Below are 16,061 nucleotides of genomic sequence, written 5' to 3' on the forward strand. Positions count from 1 at the left end.
CTACGAGAAAAAGGCTAGGAACTGAATCCTAACCTCGTTTCTTATGAAACGATTTCAACGGCTACCCGCTTCGTTTCTTTCACTGCTGCTGACGTGACAACCGTGCGGAGCGACTTCGCAATCTTGCCCTGCTTGCCGATCACTTTACCGACATCGTCGGGGTGAACAGACAGCCTGTACTCGATTTTGTCCTCTTTCTCCACAACAGCGACACGCACTTCTTCCGGATGATCAACAAGAGCCTTAGCAATAACGGTGATAAGATCCTTCATGAACCCACCCTCCGAAAGATAACAGATTACTTCTGCAATTTCAGCTCGTGAAACTTAGTCATCAAACCTGCTTTGGAGAACAGGCTGCGAACTGTATCGGACGGTTGAGCGCCAGTTTGAAGCCATTTCAGCGCTTTTTCCTCATCAAGGTTTACAGCTGCTGGTTCTGTAATCGGGTTATAAGTTCCGATTTCTTCGATAAAACGACCATCACGCGGGGAACGGGAATCCGATACCACCACACGGTAGAAAGGAGCTTTATGAGCGCCTACACGTTTAAGACGAATACGTACTGCCATGAAAAATCACCTCCTACTTAGAATAAAAAGCTTTATTTAAAAGGGAAATTTAAATCCCTTGCCTAACTTCTTCATACCCTTGGCGCCCTTCGGTCCCATCATGCCCGAAAACTGCTTCATCATTTTGCGCATATCATCGAACTGCTTAATGAAACGGTTGACCTCTTGCACCGAGTTACCGCTGCCGAGCGCAATCCGCTTCCGGCGGCTTGCATTCAAGAGCTCCGGTTTGCGCTTCTCTTCTTTCGTCATCGACTTCACAATCGCCTCAACACGGGCCATCTGCTTGTCGTCCACTTTCATATCTTTCATGCCTTTGATCTTGTTTGCGCCTGGCAGCATCTCCAGAATTTGATCAAGAGGCCCCATCTTCTTCACTTGCTCCATTTGATCAAGGAAATCCTCAAACGTGAACTCGGCGTTGCGCATTTTGCGCTCCATTTCTTTCGCCTTGTCCATATCGATACCGGCTTGCGCCTTCTCAATCAAAGTAAGCATATCGCCCATGCCAAGAATTCTTGACGCCATGCGATCCGGGAAGAACGGTTCTAACGCATCCATCTTCTCGCCGCTTGCTACGAACTTGATCGGACAGCCTGTAACCGCCTTGACTGACAACGCCGCGCCACCGCGCGTATCGCCATCCAGCTTGGTAAGTACCACGCCCGTAAGTTCCAACTGCTGATGGAAACTCTCTGCGACATTAACGGCATCTTGTCCTGTCATCGCATCGACTACAAGCAAGATTTCGTCGGGCTCAACTGCGGAACGAACATTTTTCAGTTCATCCATCAGGTTCTCATCAATATGCAGGCGACCCGCGGTATCAATGATGACATAATCATTGCCGTTATCTTTCGCATGTTGAAGACCGGCTTTGGCAATGTCAACAGGGTTCACTTTATCCCCTAGTGCAAAAACGGGAACTTTCAACTGCTCGCCAAGCACCTCTAACTGTTTAATTGCCGCAGGACGATAAATGTCGCACGCAACCAGCAGCGGTCTATGGTTTTGTTTCTGGAGCATTTTTGCCAGCTTGCCGGACGTCGTTGTCTTACCTGCCCCTTGCAAGCCTGCCATCATAATGACGGTCGGCGGTCGATTGGAACGGGCCAGCTTGCTTTGCGTGCCGCCCATAAGCGCAGTTAGCTCTTTGTTAACGATATCGATAACGACCATGCCCGGCGTAAAGGACTTCAGCACATCTTGTCCAACAGCTTGCTCCTTCACTTTGGCAATAAAGTCTTTCACCACTTTAAAGTTAACGTCCGCTTCAAGCAGAGCGAGCCTGACCTCGCGAAGCGCTTCGCCTACATCTTCTTCCGTCAGCTTACCTTTGCTTCTCAGCTTGCCGAACACGTTCTGTAACCGGTTTGCTAATCCTTCAAATGCCATGCGCTTCACCTCCTGCTTGGACTTTTTAATCGATCCCTACTATTGTATCAAAAAGCTCTGCGGTTTTCCTCTTTAGCTCCGGGTCGCAGCTTTCCAGCATGTGATCCAGCTCTGTGCGAAGCTTCATACGTTGTTCGTGCTTATGTAACAAGTGCAGTTTAGCTTCATATTCCTGTAAAGTTACTTCTGCGCGTTTTATATGTTCATATACCGCTTGGCGGCTTATTTCGAAATTCTCGGCAATCTCTCCGAGCGAGTAATCGTCATGAAAATACAATTGAAGAAATGTTCTCTGCTTCTCGGTTAAAAGCGGTTCATAGAAGTCAAATAGCAGATTGATGCGATTCGTTTTCGCAAGCATTTGATCGACAGTCATGAATCCACCTCCGTAAAGGTTGCACCCTTGACAGCAGCACAACAGAACCTATCATACTGAATTCCGCGATGAATGTCAAGCGTTTTACCTTGTCAGTTCGCAAACAAAAAATTCTCCTCTTACCGACACTCGGCAGAGGAGAATTTCTACAGAATTATCCTTCTTTTTGCTCGCCTATCCATTTGCCGAATAGGGCATGGACGAACTGCTCGGAATCGAATGGCTGAAGATCGTCCATTTTTTCGCCGAGGCCGACGAATTTCACCGGCAGCGATAATTCTTGACGAATCGCCACGACGATTCCGCCCTTTGCTGTTCCGTCAAGCTTGGAGAGCACCAGCCCGGTCAGACCGGTTTTGTCACCGAAAAGCTTCGCCTGGCTGAGCGCGTTTTGCCCTGTCGTTGCGTCAAGAACAAGAATGACCTCATGGGGAGCGTCCGGCACTTCACGCTGAATGACGCGGTAAATTTTATTCAGCTCTTCCATGAGATTGACTTTGTTTTGCAAACGGCCAGCCGTATCGCACAGCAAAATATCGACACCGCGGGTTTTGGCCGCCTGCACAGCATCGAACATGACCGCGGCAGGGTCTGCCCCTGACTGCTGCTTAATCACGTCAACGCCTACGCGTTCTCCCCAAGTTTCCAACTGTTCGATCGCACCGGCACGGAACGTATCCCCAGCGGCCATGAGAACCTTTTTGCCCTGCGATTTGAACATATGGGCCATTTTACCGATGGTTGTCGTTTTCCCTACGCCATTGACACCAACGAACAAAATAACCGTCAAACCATTCGGATTCATATTTAAGCCCGCATCTGCGTCACCTTTGAGCAGTTCAATCAACTTTTCAGAAAGAATGGGCTGCAGCTCTGCAGGATCTTCGATTTTACGTTTCTTCACTTCCGCACGAAGCTGATCAATGAGCTTAAGAACCGTATTGACGCCTACGTCGGCGCCAATCAGAATTTCTTCCAATTCCTCATAGAAATCTTCGTCAATCTTTTTGCGGCGGCTAAATAGGTCATCGACCCGTTCAACGAACACGTCTCTTGTTTTCGTTAGTCCCTCTTTAAACTTATTCGTTACCGCTTCAGCCTTACTGGAAATGCTCTCTTTTAACCGTTTAAAAAAACTCATAGTTCCTCCTAAAAATAACTTGAACTTATTAGGATGCGGACATTGCCGCTTCCTCATCTTCCAATCGAACAGAAACGAGCTTGGAAACGCCGCCTTCCTGCATCGTTACGCCATATAGCACATCGGCTTCTTCCATCGTTCCTTTACGGTGCGTAACGACGATAAATTGCGTCATTTCCGAGAACTCGCGCAAATATTCCGCAAAACGGGATACGTTCGCCTCGTCCAAAGCAGCCTCAACTTCATCCAGTACGCAGAAAGGTACCGGTTTAACTCGAATGATCGAGAATAGCAGCGCGATGGCTGTAAGCGCACGTTCTCCCCCGGATAGAAGCTGTAGATTTTGCAGTTTTTTGCCTGGGGGCTGGGCCACGATCTCAATTCCGGTATCCAGCATATTGTCTGGTTCCGATAAAATCAAATCCGCACGGCCGCCGCCGAATAATTTGGAGAAAACAACGCCGAAATGCGATCGGATGGCGTCAAACGTTGTCTTAAAACGCTTGGACATCTCCTGATCCATTTCCCGAATGACTTGATAAAGCGTCGTTTTGGCTTCGATCAAATCATTTTTCTGCGCATCCAAAAACTCATAACGCTCCGAAACCCTTGCATACTCCTCGATAGCGCCAAGATTGACGTCGCCGAGCGAAGCAATTTCGCGTTTAAGCTCCCGCACTCTGCTTTGCGTACCTTGGATATCCTCCGGAACCGGATAACGTTCTTTGGCCAGCTCATAGCTGAGCTCATATTCTTCGCCGAGCTTTTTCAGCATGTTTTCCAGCTCAACATCGAGCCTTGTTACACGCACTTCGGTTTGGTGCAAGCTCTCTTCTACCTGCTTTAACTGAAGCCGCTGCGTACGCGTCTCATTCTCTCCCTGTTCAAGCTTTTGCAACCATTCGGTTCGCTCCGCACGCTTGAAATCGATGCTCTCTGTGCACTCCTGCTTCTTCAGTTTGAGATCATTAAGCAGCTCGACTTGCAGGACGGTTTCCTGCTCAAGCGTACTCATATCCTGTTCCAGCTGCTGCAGGAGCCCCCGGTTCGTCTCCATCTCCCGATCTGACTCCCCAAGATCCTGCTGCAACCGCCTCTGCTGATCTTGAAGGGACTGCTTCTCTTGGGAAATGGAGGCCACTTTCACCTTAAGATCCGTCAGTTGGCTCTGCAGCTCTTCTTTCTCCGATTCGCTGGCTTTCCGCGAATGTTCAGCATCGCGAATCGCTTGCTGCAAGGAAGCTTCTTCTTGCTGCAGCTCCGCCAGAGCCTCTTCGGACTCGGTTTTCCGGCGTGCCAGATCCGCTTGCTCTTCGAGCAAAGTTCCCCTGTCTTGACTATCCAAGGACAGCTGTTCTTCCACCGTGCGGCTCTCCGCTTCAAGCGGATTCAACTCCGCGCGGACTTGCTGTTCCTCGATACGTTTTTGCTCGCCTTTCTGACGAAGCTGCTCGATGGTCATCATTTCTTCCGTGATCTCACGCTTCATTGCGCTGGTTTGGTTGCGCAAGCCGCTGAGCTGACCCTCGGAATGTTTGATCTCGCTATCCAGCTCTTCGATTTGGCGTTGGCGGCCAAGCAGATTCGTTGATTTCTTCTGCAAGCTCCCCCCCGTCATGGATCCGCCGGGATTGACAACATCCCCTTCCAGCGTTACAACCCGGTAGCGGTATTGCGCTTTTGCCGCAATATGGTTGGCATCTTCTAAGGTTTGTGCGACAACCACATTGCCAAGGAGACTTGAGAAAATATTATGATACGTGCTATCAAACGAGACGAGATCGACTGCAATGCCAATAAAGCCTTTCGCAGACCGCAGTGAGCTGATCTCGTTGTCCGAAATCGACCGTCCCCGGATTACATTCATCGGCAGGAACGTAGCGCGTCCCATCTGACGGCGCTTCAAGAAGGCAATCGCCTCGCGCCCATCCGCTTCGGTTTCGACCACGATATTTTGCAAAGCCCCGCCGAGTGCGGTCTCAATCGCAACCTCAACATCAGCTGGCACGTTCACAAGCTCGGCTACGGCACCGCGAATTCCCCGCAAATCCTTGCGGCTTTTCGCTTTGAGCACTTCTTTAACGCCCTGCATGAAGCCATCGTAATCGTTGGCCATCTCTTTCATCGTGTCGCGGCGGGATGTCAGTGCATCGAGCTTCTGCTCCCATTTTCGAACCATGCCTTGAGCGTCATCGAGCAAGCCCTGCTTGGTTTTCAAGCTCTGCGTCAGTTGGACATACTTCTGTCTGTCATCTTCAATTTCTTTGACCGTTTGTTCGAGTTTTACCGTTAACTCTTGCTTACGGGCAGCAATTTTCTCACGCTGTTCAGCCCATTTCTGGCGCTCATCATCAAGTCGCTCTAACCTGCGCCCGATGCTTTCCGTTTGCTGCTCGGCGTAGCGAATTTCGTTGCGCGCCTGCGCCATCCGGTTCAGCGTCTCTAATAGCTCTCCTTTTAATTGATCCTCCGGCGAAGAGCTGATTCCTCCGTTAACCCCAAGCAACCGCTGTTCTTCCGCCGTCAGCTTAGCTTGAAACTCAAAGAGCTGAGCGCCAATTTGAATGATTTTCTCGCGCTGCTCGCTAAGTTCCGCTTCTTTGTCAATTTTCCGCTGCTCTTGCATGGCAATTGTACTGCTCAGTTGCTGATGATTTGCCACGTAATTCTTTTTGCGCTCTTTGAGAACTTCTCCATGTCCTTCGCACTTCTCGAACTCTTCGCTTAGTCCAAGGAGGCTCTCCTGGAGTCTTTCCAATTCCTCTTCCAGCCTGCGCGTCTCCCAGCGGTGCTTCTCCAGATGAGCATCATGCTGATTCACGATGGTGGAAAGCTCCGTTTGCTCCTTCACCAACTTCTCCAGCTTTTGCGTCGCTTCATTCCAAGAGAGATAAATCTGATCAATTTGATGGACATACATCGCGATTTCACTGCTTTTGAGCGTTTCACGCAGCTCTTTGTAACGAATCGCTTTCTCTGACTGCTCCCTGAGAGGTTCAATCTGATCTTCAAGTTCGGAAACCAAGTCATGAATCCTGAGCAGATTTTGCTCGGTATCATTTAATTTCTTCTCAGCTTCCCGTTTACGCGATTTATATTTAACGATCCCCGAAGCCTCTTCAAAGATGCCTCGGCGATCTTCCGATTTCGTACTTAAAATTTCTTCAATACGTCCTTGTCCGATAATGGAATAGGCCTCTTTCCCGATTCCCGTATCCATGAACAATTCCGTAATATCTTTCAAGCGGCAGGGCTGCTTATTGATTAAATATTCGCTCTCCCCGCTCCTATGTACTCGGCGAGTAACCGTTACTTCATTGAAATCCAGCGGAAGCGATTGCGAAGTGTTGTCGAGTGTCAGCGATACTTCACCGTAGTTGACCGCCCGGCGTGCGTCGCTGCCCGCAAAAATAACATCTTCCATTTTACCGCCACGCAAAGACTTCGCGCTTTGCTCCCCCAGCACCCAGCGGATGCCGTCGGAAATATTGCTTTTTCCGCTGCCGTTCGGACCTACAACCGCGGTAATCCCGCGCACAAATTCCAGTTCCGTTCGATCAGCGAAAGACTTAAACCCGGATAATTCAATCCGTTTTAAAAACATGGTCTCACCTCAGCAATTATTGTAACATATCCCTTTTAAAAATAAGAGAAAAAAACAAAAAAGGCAGCCGCAGCTGCCTCTTTATGCTATATGACTTACCGCTGTACGGTCACATTCAATTTCAACAAAGCCTGAGCAGCAGCCTGCTGCTCAGCTTCTTTCTTGGAACGTCCTGCTCCTGTTCCTAAAAGGTCGGCATCCATGTGTACTTCAGCAACAAACTCACGCTCATGAGCAGGTCCCCGCTCATTCACGATGCGGTATTCCAGAGAACCCATGCCGTGGTGCTGAGTATGCTCTTGGAGTTGAGTCTTGTAATCAATAACGAGCAGCTTGCCTTCACTGGAAATATTCGCAAATACATGCTTCTTCAGAAAGCCTTTGACAACATCAATACCTTGATCCAGATACAGGGCTCCAACGAACGATTCAAAAACGTCCGCAAGGAGCGCAGGCCGATGACGACCTCCGGTCAATTCTTCTCCTTTTCCAAGCAAGACGAATGCGCCGAAATCCAAATCTTCAGCAAACGTAACGAGTGACGGTTCACAAACAATCGATGCTCGCAGCTTCGTCAGCTCGCCTTCCGAACGCCCGGGATATGTATCATATAAAAATTCCGAAACCGTCAGCTCCAGCACGGCATCTCCGAGAAATTCCAGACGCTCGTTATCTTTATGCCCCGCTATACGGTGTTCATTGACATAAGAAGAATGGGTAAAAGCTTGCTTCAACAGCTCTGATTTCCGAAACGTAATCCCTATTCGCTGCTGCAGTTCCTTAATATTGCGGTTCATTGCTTGATTCACCACCCAGAGAGAATGCTATTTCGTTATCTTTCTTCCCAGGCAGGCAAATTATGCTTGGAACCTTTTCATAATAATCGTTGCATTGTGACCGCCAAATCCAAATGAATTGGACATCGCGATGTCTACCGATGCTTGACGGGCAACGTTAGGCACATAATCCAAATCGCATTCCGGATCTTGATTAACCAGGTTAATCGTTGGCGCAATCAAACTATTGGAGATTGTCAGACCGCAGATGACAGCTTCAACGCCGCCCGCAGCGCCGAGCAAATGCCCTGTCATCGATTTCGTGGAAGAGACGGCTACTTTATAGGCATGGTCGCCCAACGCCTTCTTAATCGCTGTCGTTTCCGACTTATCGCCAACTGGCGTCGATGTTCCGTGCGCATTGATATAGGAAATAGTTTCCGGCGCAATGCCAGCATCTTTGATCGCTTTGACCATACAACGTGCTGCTCCATCCGGATCCGGATCTGTCATGTGGTAGGCGTCACCGCTCATCCCGTAACCGATCACTTCCGCATAGATGCGTGCCCCACGCTGCTCCGCATGCTCAAGCGACTCCAAAATCAGAACGCCTGCGCCTTCGCCCATAACGAAGCCATCACGGTCCGTATCAAATGGACGGCTGGCCAGTTGAGGCTCGTCATTGCGTGTGGACATCGCGCGCAGCGCGCAGAACCCAGCCACGCCAATCGGCGTAATCGTCGCTTCTGCTCCGCCACAGATCATGACGTCCGCATCGCCGCGTTGAATCATTTTAAAGGAATCTCCGATCGAATGCGTCCCTGTCGCACAAGCCGTAACTGCCGTGGAATTAGGACCTTTAGCCCCGGTAACCATCGAGATATGGCCGGAAGCCATGTTCGCGATCATCATCGGAATAAAGAACGGAGAAACGCGTTTTGGACCTTTTTCCAAAAGAATTCTATGCTGTTCTTCCCATGTGTTCAAACCGCCGATTCCAGAACCGACCGAGACGCCCACGCGTTCTGGATCCGTATCTTCCTTCAAGTTCAAATTCGCGTCTTTCAGAGCGTTCAGCGCCCCTGCTACTGCGAATTGTACGAAACGGTCCATCCGACGGGATTCCTTGCGGTCCACATAATCCTCGATATTAAAATCTTTCACTTCTGCTGCAATGCGCGTTGGGTATTCGCTTACATCGAAATTCTCGATCAAGCTGACACCAGATTTGCCTGACGTCAAGTTGCCCCAAAACGTATCCAAATCTTGACCAAGGGCAGTAACTACGCCCATACCTGTAATTACAACTCTTTTCATTTGTACCACCTTCTATGTAGTGAATCTTCATTTTGATTTGATTTGAGAATGGAGAGAAGTCCCGTCTTGATTAGAAACGGGACTCTGTAGACTATTACGTATGAGATTTTATGTAATTCGTAACTTCTCCTACTGTCGTAATCTTCTCAGCATCTTCATCGGAAATTTCTAAATCGAACTCATCTTCTAATTCCATTACTAATTCAACTACATCGAGAGAATCAGCACCAAGATCTTCTTTGAAAGATGCTTCGAGGGTGACTTCAGCTTCATCAACCCCTAGACGATCGACTACAATTCGTTTAACACGATCCAATACGTCGGACATCCGGTTCACCTCCTCTTTGGTATTATACGAGAATCTTTGACAGATTGCCAGTAGGCAATTTTGAGATTCTCTTTTTGGCGAATCTTACATGTACATACCGCCATCCACATGGAGTGTTTGGCCTGTCATGTAGGATGCATCGTCGGATGCCAGGAAGCGAACAACCTTCGCGATTTCCTCCGGTTGTCCAAGGCGTTCCAATGGGATTTGCTTCAGCATTTGCTCCCGCGTCTCGCCTGACAATTTGTCGGTCATATCGGTTTCGATAAAACCAGGCGCCACCGCATTCACGGTAATGCCCCGAGAGGAAAGCTCCTTCGCCGTTGCCTTGGTTAACCCAATAACACCGGCTTTTGCTGCTACATAGTTGGCTTGACCCGGGTTTCCGAGCACGCCGACTACAGAAGATATATTAATTATTCGACCGGATCTTTGCTTCATCATAGGACGGGTAACAGCTTTGACACAGTTAAACACACCCTTTAGATTCGTTGCAATGACTTGATCGAACTCTTCTTCCTTCATTCGCATGATTAGATTGTCTCTTGTGATACCTGCGTTATTCACAAGAATATCAATCTTACCAAATTTTTCAATGGTTTGCTTGACTAATTCTTCAGATTCCTGATAGCTGCTTACATCGGCACGCAGTTTGATGGCTTTGCGCCCCATTGCTTCAATCGCTGCTACTACTTCTCCGGCAGCCGCTTCACTTCCTGCATAGTTCACCGCAACATCGGCGCCATGCTCAGCCAAATGCAAAGCAATCGCCCGGCCGATCCCGCGGGACGCCCCGGTTACCAGTGCCACTTTACCTGTTAGCATGATCGTCATCAGTCTCCTTCAAGTACTTATTCAAAGCTTCCTCGCTGCCGATCGACACGGTTTTCACCGTTTTGTCGACCTTTTTGATAAGGCCGGCAAGCACCGTTCCTGATCCCAGCTCAATGAACGTATCCACGCCTTCGCTGATCAAGTAGGCAATCGTGTCCTCCCACAGTACCGGGGAGTAAACCTGCTCTACAAGCAAGCCGCGGATATCGGCTGGCGCTGTGACAGGGCGAGCCGTTACGTTGGCAACAACGGGCACGGCCGCCTCGCTCATCTCGACGGACGCGAGCACCTCTGCGAGGCGCTCCGAAGCCGGCTTCATGAGCGAAGAGTGAAAGGGCCCGCTCACCTCGAGCGGTATGGCACGCTTCGCGCCGGCTTCCTTGCAGCGCTCAACAGCAGCTGCAACGCCTTCTTTACTGCCCGATACGACGATCTGTCCCGGGCAGTTCACATTGGCGAGCTCCACGACGGAGCCGCCGCTTGTGATGGCCTTGCACAGCTCCGCAAGCGCTTCGCGCTCGGCTCCGAGCACGGCCGCCATCGCCCCCAGACCGCCAGGGACGGCCTGTTCCATGAACTCGCCGCGGGCCCGCACCGTGCGGACCGCGTCTTCGAACGCGAGCACGCCGGCTGCGACGAGCGCGCTGTATTCACCGAGACTATGTCCAGCGACATAGTCCGGGGTGATGCCTGCAGCCTTGAAAGCTTCCAGACAGGCGATGCTTGTTGTCAGCAGCGCAGGCTGCGTGTGGTACGTGATCTTCAATTGGTCCTCCGGACCTTGGAAGATCAGATCGGACAAGGAAAAGCCCAGCGCCTCGTCCGCGCGGTCAAAATAGGCTTTGGCAGCCGGATGATTCGCGTATAAATCATGACCCATCCCCACAGTCTGTGAGCCTTGGCCAGGAAAAACAAAAGCAATTTTACCCATACGAGAATAGGTTCCCCTTTGGCAATAGATTTTAAATCAAAGAATGGACTACCACACCATCGCGGTCGCGCCCCAAGTCAGACCTCCGCCGAAGCCGACAAGCACTAAGCGGTCGCCTTCCGTCAATCTGCCTTGCTCGGCAGCTTCTGCAAGCGCTACTGGGATGGAAGCGGCAGACATATTCCCATATTTGTCAAGATTAATCATGCATTTATCTTCTGTCAATTCCAGACGGTTTAAGGAGGCTTGAATAATCCTCATATTGGCTTGATGCGGAACCAGCAAGTCGATATCCGTTTTGTCCCAACCCGCTTTGCGCAAAGCTTCATCCGCTGCATTTCCCATAATCCGTACGGCGAATTTGAAAACTTCGGCGCCAGCCATGTAGATGTAGTGCAAACGTTGATCGATGGATGTCTGTGATGCAGGATTGCGCGAGCCTCCGCCTTCAATTTTGAGCAGCGGACCGCCTGTACCGTCAGCACCAAGCTCGAAGGATTTGAATCCTCTTTCTTCCGGAACTTCGCCAATCACGACAGCTCCCGCGCCATCGCCAAACAGAATGCATGTATTGCGGTCTGTATAGTCTGTTATCTTGGATAAACAATCTGCACCTATGACAAGAGCGTATTTATAAGTTCCGGTTGCAATGAAATTAGAAGCATTAGCCAGTCCATAAACGAATCCTGAGCAGGCTGCGGATAGATCAAATGCTGCTGCCTTCTTCGCTCCTAACTTCTCTTGGAGTATGCATGCCGTTGATGGGAATGCCATATCCGGAGTGATCGTGGACACAATAATGAGATCCAGTTGGTCCGCTGTAATGCCAGCGTTGGCCAGCGCGATCAAAGAAGCTTCGTAACAAAGATCAGAAGTTGCTTGTGCCTCTGCCGCAATCCTTCTTTCACGGATGCCCGTTCTCGTTACGATCCACTCATCGTTCGTCTCAACCATTGTTTCCAATTCTTGATTCGTCAATATACGATCAGGTACATATTTACCTGTACCAAGTACCCCAACAGGTATTAGGTTCATGTTGTTATATCTCTCTTCCCATGGCTTATTTCGGCAGATATCGTGCCAACCAAATCATTTTGCAAAGCTATTCTAGCTTGCCGAACCGCATTTTTAATGGCATTTGCGTCAGAGGAACCATGACTCTTCAGAACCAATCCATCTATACCCAAGAATGGCGCCGCCCCATGCTCGTTATAATCCAGCTTTTTGCGGAATTGGGTGAGACCCGGCTTCAAGACGGCCGCAGCAAGCTTGGTGAATATTGATTTCGTAAACTCTTGTTTCAATGCTGAAAAAATGGTTGACGCAGCTCCCTCGAGCGATTTCAGCATAATATTGCCGGCAAATCCGTCACATACGATAACATCGCATTTGGCGCGGAGCACCTGGGATGATTCCACATTCCCTACAAAATGTATCGGTGCTTGCTCCATTAAAGGATATGCCGTTTTCGTTAATTCATTCCCTTTGGCCGCCTCGGTTCCAACGTTCAAAAGGCCTACGCGAGGCTTCGAAATACCGTGTACTTTGGAGCGGTAAATACTGCCCATAATCGCGTATTGAAGCAATTGCTCCGGCGTAGCATCCATGTTCGCTCCCAAGTCGAGCGCCAACACTCCGTTGCCATCCATGGTTGGAATCATAGGCGCCAGCGCAGGCCGCTCAATACCCGGAATTCGACCAACGACGAGCAAGCCTGTCGTCATCAAAGCCCCTGTGTTCCCCGCGGAAATCATCGCTTCCGCTTCTTTCTCTCGCACTAATTTACCCGCCACTACCATGGAGGCGTCTTTCTTGCGTCGGACTGCTTTCACAGGCTCGTCTTCCGCTTCAATGACTTCCTCCGTATGACGGATACTTATATTTGCCGGCCTCTCTGTGAGGTGGGCTTCAATCGCGGCGCTGTTGCCGACCAAAATGATATGTACGTCTTTCCACTCTTTGGCCGCTGCAAGTGCACCTTCCACTACGATCTTAGGGGCATTATCGCCGCCCATGGCATCAATCGCGATCCGCATGCATCTTGTCCTCCCTCTCTAGATGTTGCTCTTTCTTCGAATGAAAGATCACGAAATTACCTCGGAACACAGCCTCATCGCCAACATAGGAAGACACTTCAACTCTTGCTTTCCCTTTGGAAACGGAACGCACATACGCTTTGGCGATACATTTCTCTCCTAGCTTTACAGAACGTATAAACCGGATATCTGCTGAGGCTGTCAAGGCGATCGGATCGTCGATAACGGCAACGGCGAGGGAGTTTGCTTGTGAGAATATATGATGTCCTCTTGCAATTTTGGTTCTTGAGAAAACATGATCTTCTTTAATTTCAAAAATCGAAATACCGCTTTGATCCAGTTGTAAATCGATCACTTCTCCAATGACTTCTTCAATGGACAGTGAACGCACTTGATCGTACGTTTTGACCGCCATGTGCTTCATGCGTTCCCGCAGTTCAGGAATACCTAACTCCAATCGGTCTAACCGGACGGTTTGGATGCTAACCTGAAACGTTCGCATCAGTTCCTCGTCAGTCATAAAAGGATTTGCTTCAATGGCTTGGAGCAATTGCTGCTGCCTTTGTCGTTTAGGAAGGCGTTCGATGGCTAGCACCACCTTATCTCGTGAGATCTCATCTTATTACCAGATACTAAACTGTAGTATATTAAATTTAGAACCAAAAAGAAAGCAAAAAAAATAGCACCTCACACTAGGATGAAGTACTATGTTTAATCTTATGCTTTTACGATCTCTCTACCTTTGTAAGTTCCGCAAGACTTGCACACGCGGTGTGCCAGCTTCAGCTCTCCACATTGTTCACATTTCACCATGCCTGGAACTTCCAATTTAAAGTGAGTACGGCGCTTGTCGCGACGAGTTTTGGATGTTCTCCGTTGAGGTACTGCCATATTCAAAACACCTCCTTCATTGAATTTCGGAAATTGCCTTATTCTTTGTTAAAAAAGTCCGCGAGACCTGCAAGTCTAGGATCAATCTTCTCCTGCTTACAGCCGCAATCCTTGAGATTGCGATTTTCTCCACACACGGGACAGAGACCTTTGCACGCTTCGTCACAAAGTGGTATGTACGGTAAACCGACCACTACATTTTCTACAACGTAAGGCTCTAAATCGACTTTATCTCCAACGACCAAATGAATGTCCTCGTCAAGATCTGGATCTTCTTCTTCTGGCTTTTGCATGAAGACTTCCTCAAAAGGAAGTTCGATTGTTTGATTAGTGTGCGTTAAGCATCGTGAACAGCTTAACTCCAAGTCTAGCGTTAACGTTCCGTTAACTTTTGCTACTCCATCTTCATGCGTGGCAAGAAGATCGACACGTATGGGACCATGACTAAGAACATCTTGACGTCCTTCAAATGGAGACGTCAGATTCATTTCTTCCGTCATATGGACCGCGTGCCCTTTAAGAGCTAGCTCTCTAAAACGAATTTGCATGTTTTTCACCCCAAACAAACAAAGATTATTATATCCATTTTGATGACCTTTTGTCAATTATAAATCTATTTACTCTCTTCCTAAGCATCTTACTTCGGAGGCAGTGCCGCTAGAAACTTCAGGGCATCATCCATGGAGCCGATCTCAATAATTTTCATCTTCGTCTTAATTTGATTGGCTCTTTGAACAGCGTCTGAATAATTCGTAATTTGGGTCCCGTCCTTGTATGTCACATCTTTGGGGGCAAAGAAAAAGTCCGCTTTCTCCCGATCCGCGGCAATGATCTTATGTTGAATGCCTCCGATCGGACCCACGGTGCCATCTGCGTCTATAGTCCCTGTTCCAGCGATACGATACCCCTTCGTAATATCTTCTGGTACAAGTTGATTATAGATTTCTAATGAAAACATTAGACCGGCTGAAGGTCCTCCGATCTCGCCCGCCTTAATGGAGACCTGCTGATCGGTCTGATCTGCTTTGACCGACTGCATGTCAGCCGGAACGACGCCAATTCCTGCACGAGGCTCGCCTTTCGCTCCTTCCTGCTGAGGAAGGGTTCCAAGCGTCAGTGTCGCTTCCTGCTCCACTTTTTTCCTGGCATAGGTAATGGTAATGGAATCCCCGGCTTTCTTCCCTTTGAGCGCGCTAAACAAATCCTGAGATACTTTCACATCCTTGGCATCCGCCTTAAGCAGCACATCGCCGGGCTTGAGCACCTTCTCTCCCGATAGACCAGGAACGGTTTGCAGCACCATAACTCCCTCATGATTGATATGAAAAGGAATCTTCGCATGCGTATACGCGGCTTGAATCGCACTCGCTTGGGAGGTAAGCATAACATATTCTTGACGCTGTGAATATTCTTGCTCGGATTCGCCTTTGCGCAAAACACTCGTTTTGGGCTGAATCTCTTCATAGGGATGAACAAGACCAATGAGATAATTGACCATATTGGCATCGGCCACACGCACCGTTGTGAGCATCAGCGTTCCTTTTTCCGGATCCGAGCCTTTGGGTATCGTTACCATCGGTTTAATTTCTTCCGCCGTTCCCGGCATGAAAATAAAGAAAGGCAAACGTACAAAAAACAACAAATATACAATAACTATTCCGACAAGCGCTGATGCTAAATAACGCCTGGTTGACGATCTCCTCGGGTATTGATAAGAATCATTGGACCACGAACGTATCCGATTCTCTTCTTCATTTTCCATATAGGCTCCCCTTCCCGATGCCTGCCTACTGCAAGTGATGACGATCTTACCGCCGAACCAACGAAGGCTTGGTCTAAACCTTTGCCCTTTTGCGTACAA

17 protein-coding genes are annotated in these 16,061 nt (G+C 49.0%); all 17 read right to left on the minus strand.

Translation table 11 applies throughout. The features are described 5' to 3' along the window. Nucleotides 1-41: 41 nt before the first annotated feature. The 17 genes from GC097_RS25005 to GC097_RS25085 all read right to left on the minus strand — a co-directional run bounded on the left by GC097_RS25005 (nucleotide 42) and on the right by GC097_RS25085 (nucleotide 15,962). Nucleotides 42-272 (minus strand): KH domain-containing protein, encoded by a 231-nt coding sequence (locus GC097_RS25005; RefSeq protein ID WP_028558246.1) that lies wholly within the window; start codon nucleotides 270-272, stop codon nucleotides 42-44. A 26-nt stretch (nucleotides 273-298) separates the two neighbouring features. Then, nucleotides 299-571 (minus strand): 30S ribosomal protein S16, encoded by a 273-nt coding sequence (gene rpsP, locus GC097_RS25010; RefSeq protein ID WP_171686013.1) that lies wholly within the window; start codon nucleotides 569-571, stop codon nucleotides 299-301. Nucleotides 572-607: 36 nt separating this feature from the next. Next, nucleotides 608-1,966, minus strand: coding sequence for a signal recognition particle protein (ffh, locus tag GC097_RS25015; protein ID WP_171686014.1), 1,359 nt, complete (start codon nucleotides 1,964-1,966; stop codon nucleotides 608-610). A gap of 25 nt (nucleotides 1,967-1,991) precedes the next feature. Continuing rightward, on the minus strand, nucleotides 1,992-2,342 hold the full coding sequence (locus GC097_RS25020; protein WP_171686015.1) for a putative DNA-binding protein: 351 nt from the start codon (nucleotides 2,340-2,342) through the stop codon (nucleotides 1,992-1,994). 154 nt (nucleotides 2,343-2,496) lie between these two features. Further along, nucleotides 2,497-3,483, minus strand: a complete 987-nt coding sequence (gene ftsY / locus GC097_RS25025; protein WP_171686016.1) for a signal recognition particle-docking protein FtsY — start codon at nucleotides 3,481-3,483, stop codon at nucleotides 2,497-2,499. 28 nt (nucleotides 3,484-3,511) lie between these two features. Beyond that, complete coding sequence (gene smc, locus GC097_RS25030) at nucleotides 3,512-7,087, minus strand: chromosome segregation protein SMC (protein WP_171686017.1); 3,576 nt, start codon at nucleotides 7,085-7,087, stop codon at nucleotides 3,512-3,514. A gap of 95 nt (nucleotides 7,088-7,182) precedes the next feature. Beyond that, nucleotides 7,183-7,884, minus strand: a complete 702-nt coding sequence (gene rnc, locus GC097_RS25035; RefSeq protein WP_171686368.1) for a ribonuclease III — start codon at nucleotides 7,882-7,884, stop codon at nucleotides 7,183-7,185. 60 nt (nucleotides 7,885-7,944) lie between these two features. Next, nucleotides 7,945-9,180, minus strand: coding sequence for a beta-ketoacyl-ACP synthase II (fabF, locus tag GC097_RS25040; protein ID WP_171686018.1), 1,236 nt, complete (start codon nucleotides 9,178-9,180; stop codon nucleotides 7,945-7,947). A 94-nt stretch (nucleotides 9,181-9,274) separates the two neighbouring features. Continuing rightward, the gene (gene acpP / locus GC097_RS25045) at nucleotides 9,275-9,508 is read right to left on the minus strand and encodes an acyl carrier protein (RefSeq protein WP_028558238.1); all 234 of its coding nucleotides are present in this window, start codon (nucleotides 9,506-9,508) and stop codon (nucleotides 9,275-9,277) included. Between the two features lie 84 nt (nucleotides 9,509-9,592). Beyond that, nucleotides 9,593-10,333 (minus strand): 3-oxoacyl-[acyl-carrier-protein] reductase, encoded by a 741-nt coding sequence (fabG, locus tag GC097_RS25050; protein ID WP_171686369.1) that lies wholly within the window; start codon nucleotides 10,331-10,333, stop codon nucleotides 9,593-9,595. Continuing rightward, on the minus strand, nucleotides 10,320-11,273 hold the full coding sequence (gene fabD, locus GC097_RS25055; protein ID WP_171686019.1) for an ACP S-malonyltransferase: 954 nt from the start codon (nucleotides 11,271-11,273) through the stop codon (nucleotides 10,320-10,322). Before fabD ends, fabG begins: the two co-directional genes overlap by 14 nt. Nucleotides 11,274-11,321: 48 nt before the next feature. Further along, on the minus strand, nucleotides 11,322-12,308 hold the full coding sequence (locus GC097_RS25060; protein WP_216625882.1) for a beta-ketoacyl-ACP synthase III: 987 nt from the start codon (nucleotides 12,306-12,308) through the stop codon (nucleotides 11,322-11,324). Further along, nucleotides 12,305-13,309, minus strand: coding sequence for a phosphate acyltransferase PlsX (plsX, locus tag GC097_RS25065; RefSeq protein ID WP_171686020.1), 1,005 nt, complete (start codon nucleotides 13,307-13,309; stop codon nucleotides 12,305-12,307). Before plsX ends, GC097_RS25060 begins: the two co-directional genes overlap by 4 nt. Then, entirely contained in the window at nucleotides 13,293-13,907 is a 615-nt protein-coding gene (fapR, locus tag GC097_RS25070) for a transcription factor FapR (RefSeq protein WP_171686021.1), read from the minus strand. The genes plsX and fapR overlap by 17 nt, the downstream gene beginning before the upstream one ends. Before the next feature lie 119 nt (nucleotides 13,908-14,026). Then, complete coding sequence (gene rpmF / locus GC097_RS25075; RefSeq protein WP_029195321.1) at nucleotides 14,027-14,200, minus strand: 50S ribosomal protein L32; 174 nt, start codon at nucleotides 14,198-14,200, stop codon at nucleotides 14,027-14,029. 38 nt (nucleotides 14,201-14,238) lie between these two features. Then, entirely contained in the window at nucleotides 14,239-14,805 is a 567-nt protein-coding gene (locus tag GC097_RS25080) for a YceD family protein (protein ID WP_246294443.1), read from the minus strand. A gap of 32 nt (nucleotides 14,806-14,837) precedes the next feature. Further along, a complete protein-coding gene (locus GC097_RS25085) occupies nucleotides 14,838-15,962 on the minus strand; it encodes a SepM family pheromone-processing serine protease (RefSeq protein WP_171686022.1) in 1,125 nt (374 codons plus the stop codon). Nucleotides 15,963-16,061 lie beyond the last annotated feature (99 nt).

This window comes from Paenibacillus planticolens (genome assembly GCF_013141725.1).
Taxonomy (GTDB): domain Bacteria; phylum Bacillota; class Bacilli; order Paenibacillales; family NBRC-103111; genus Paenibacillus_E; species Paenibacillus_E planticolens.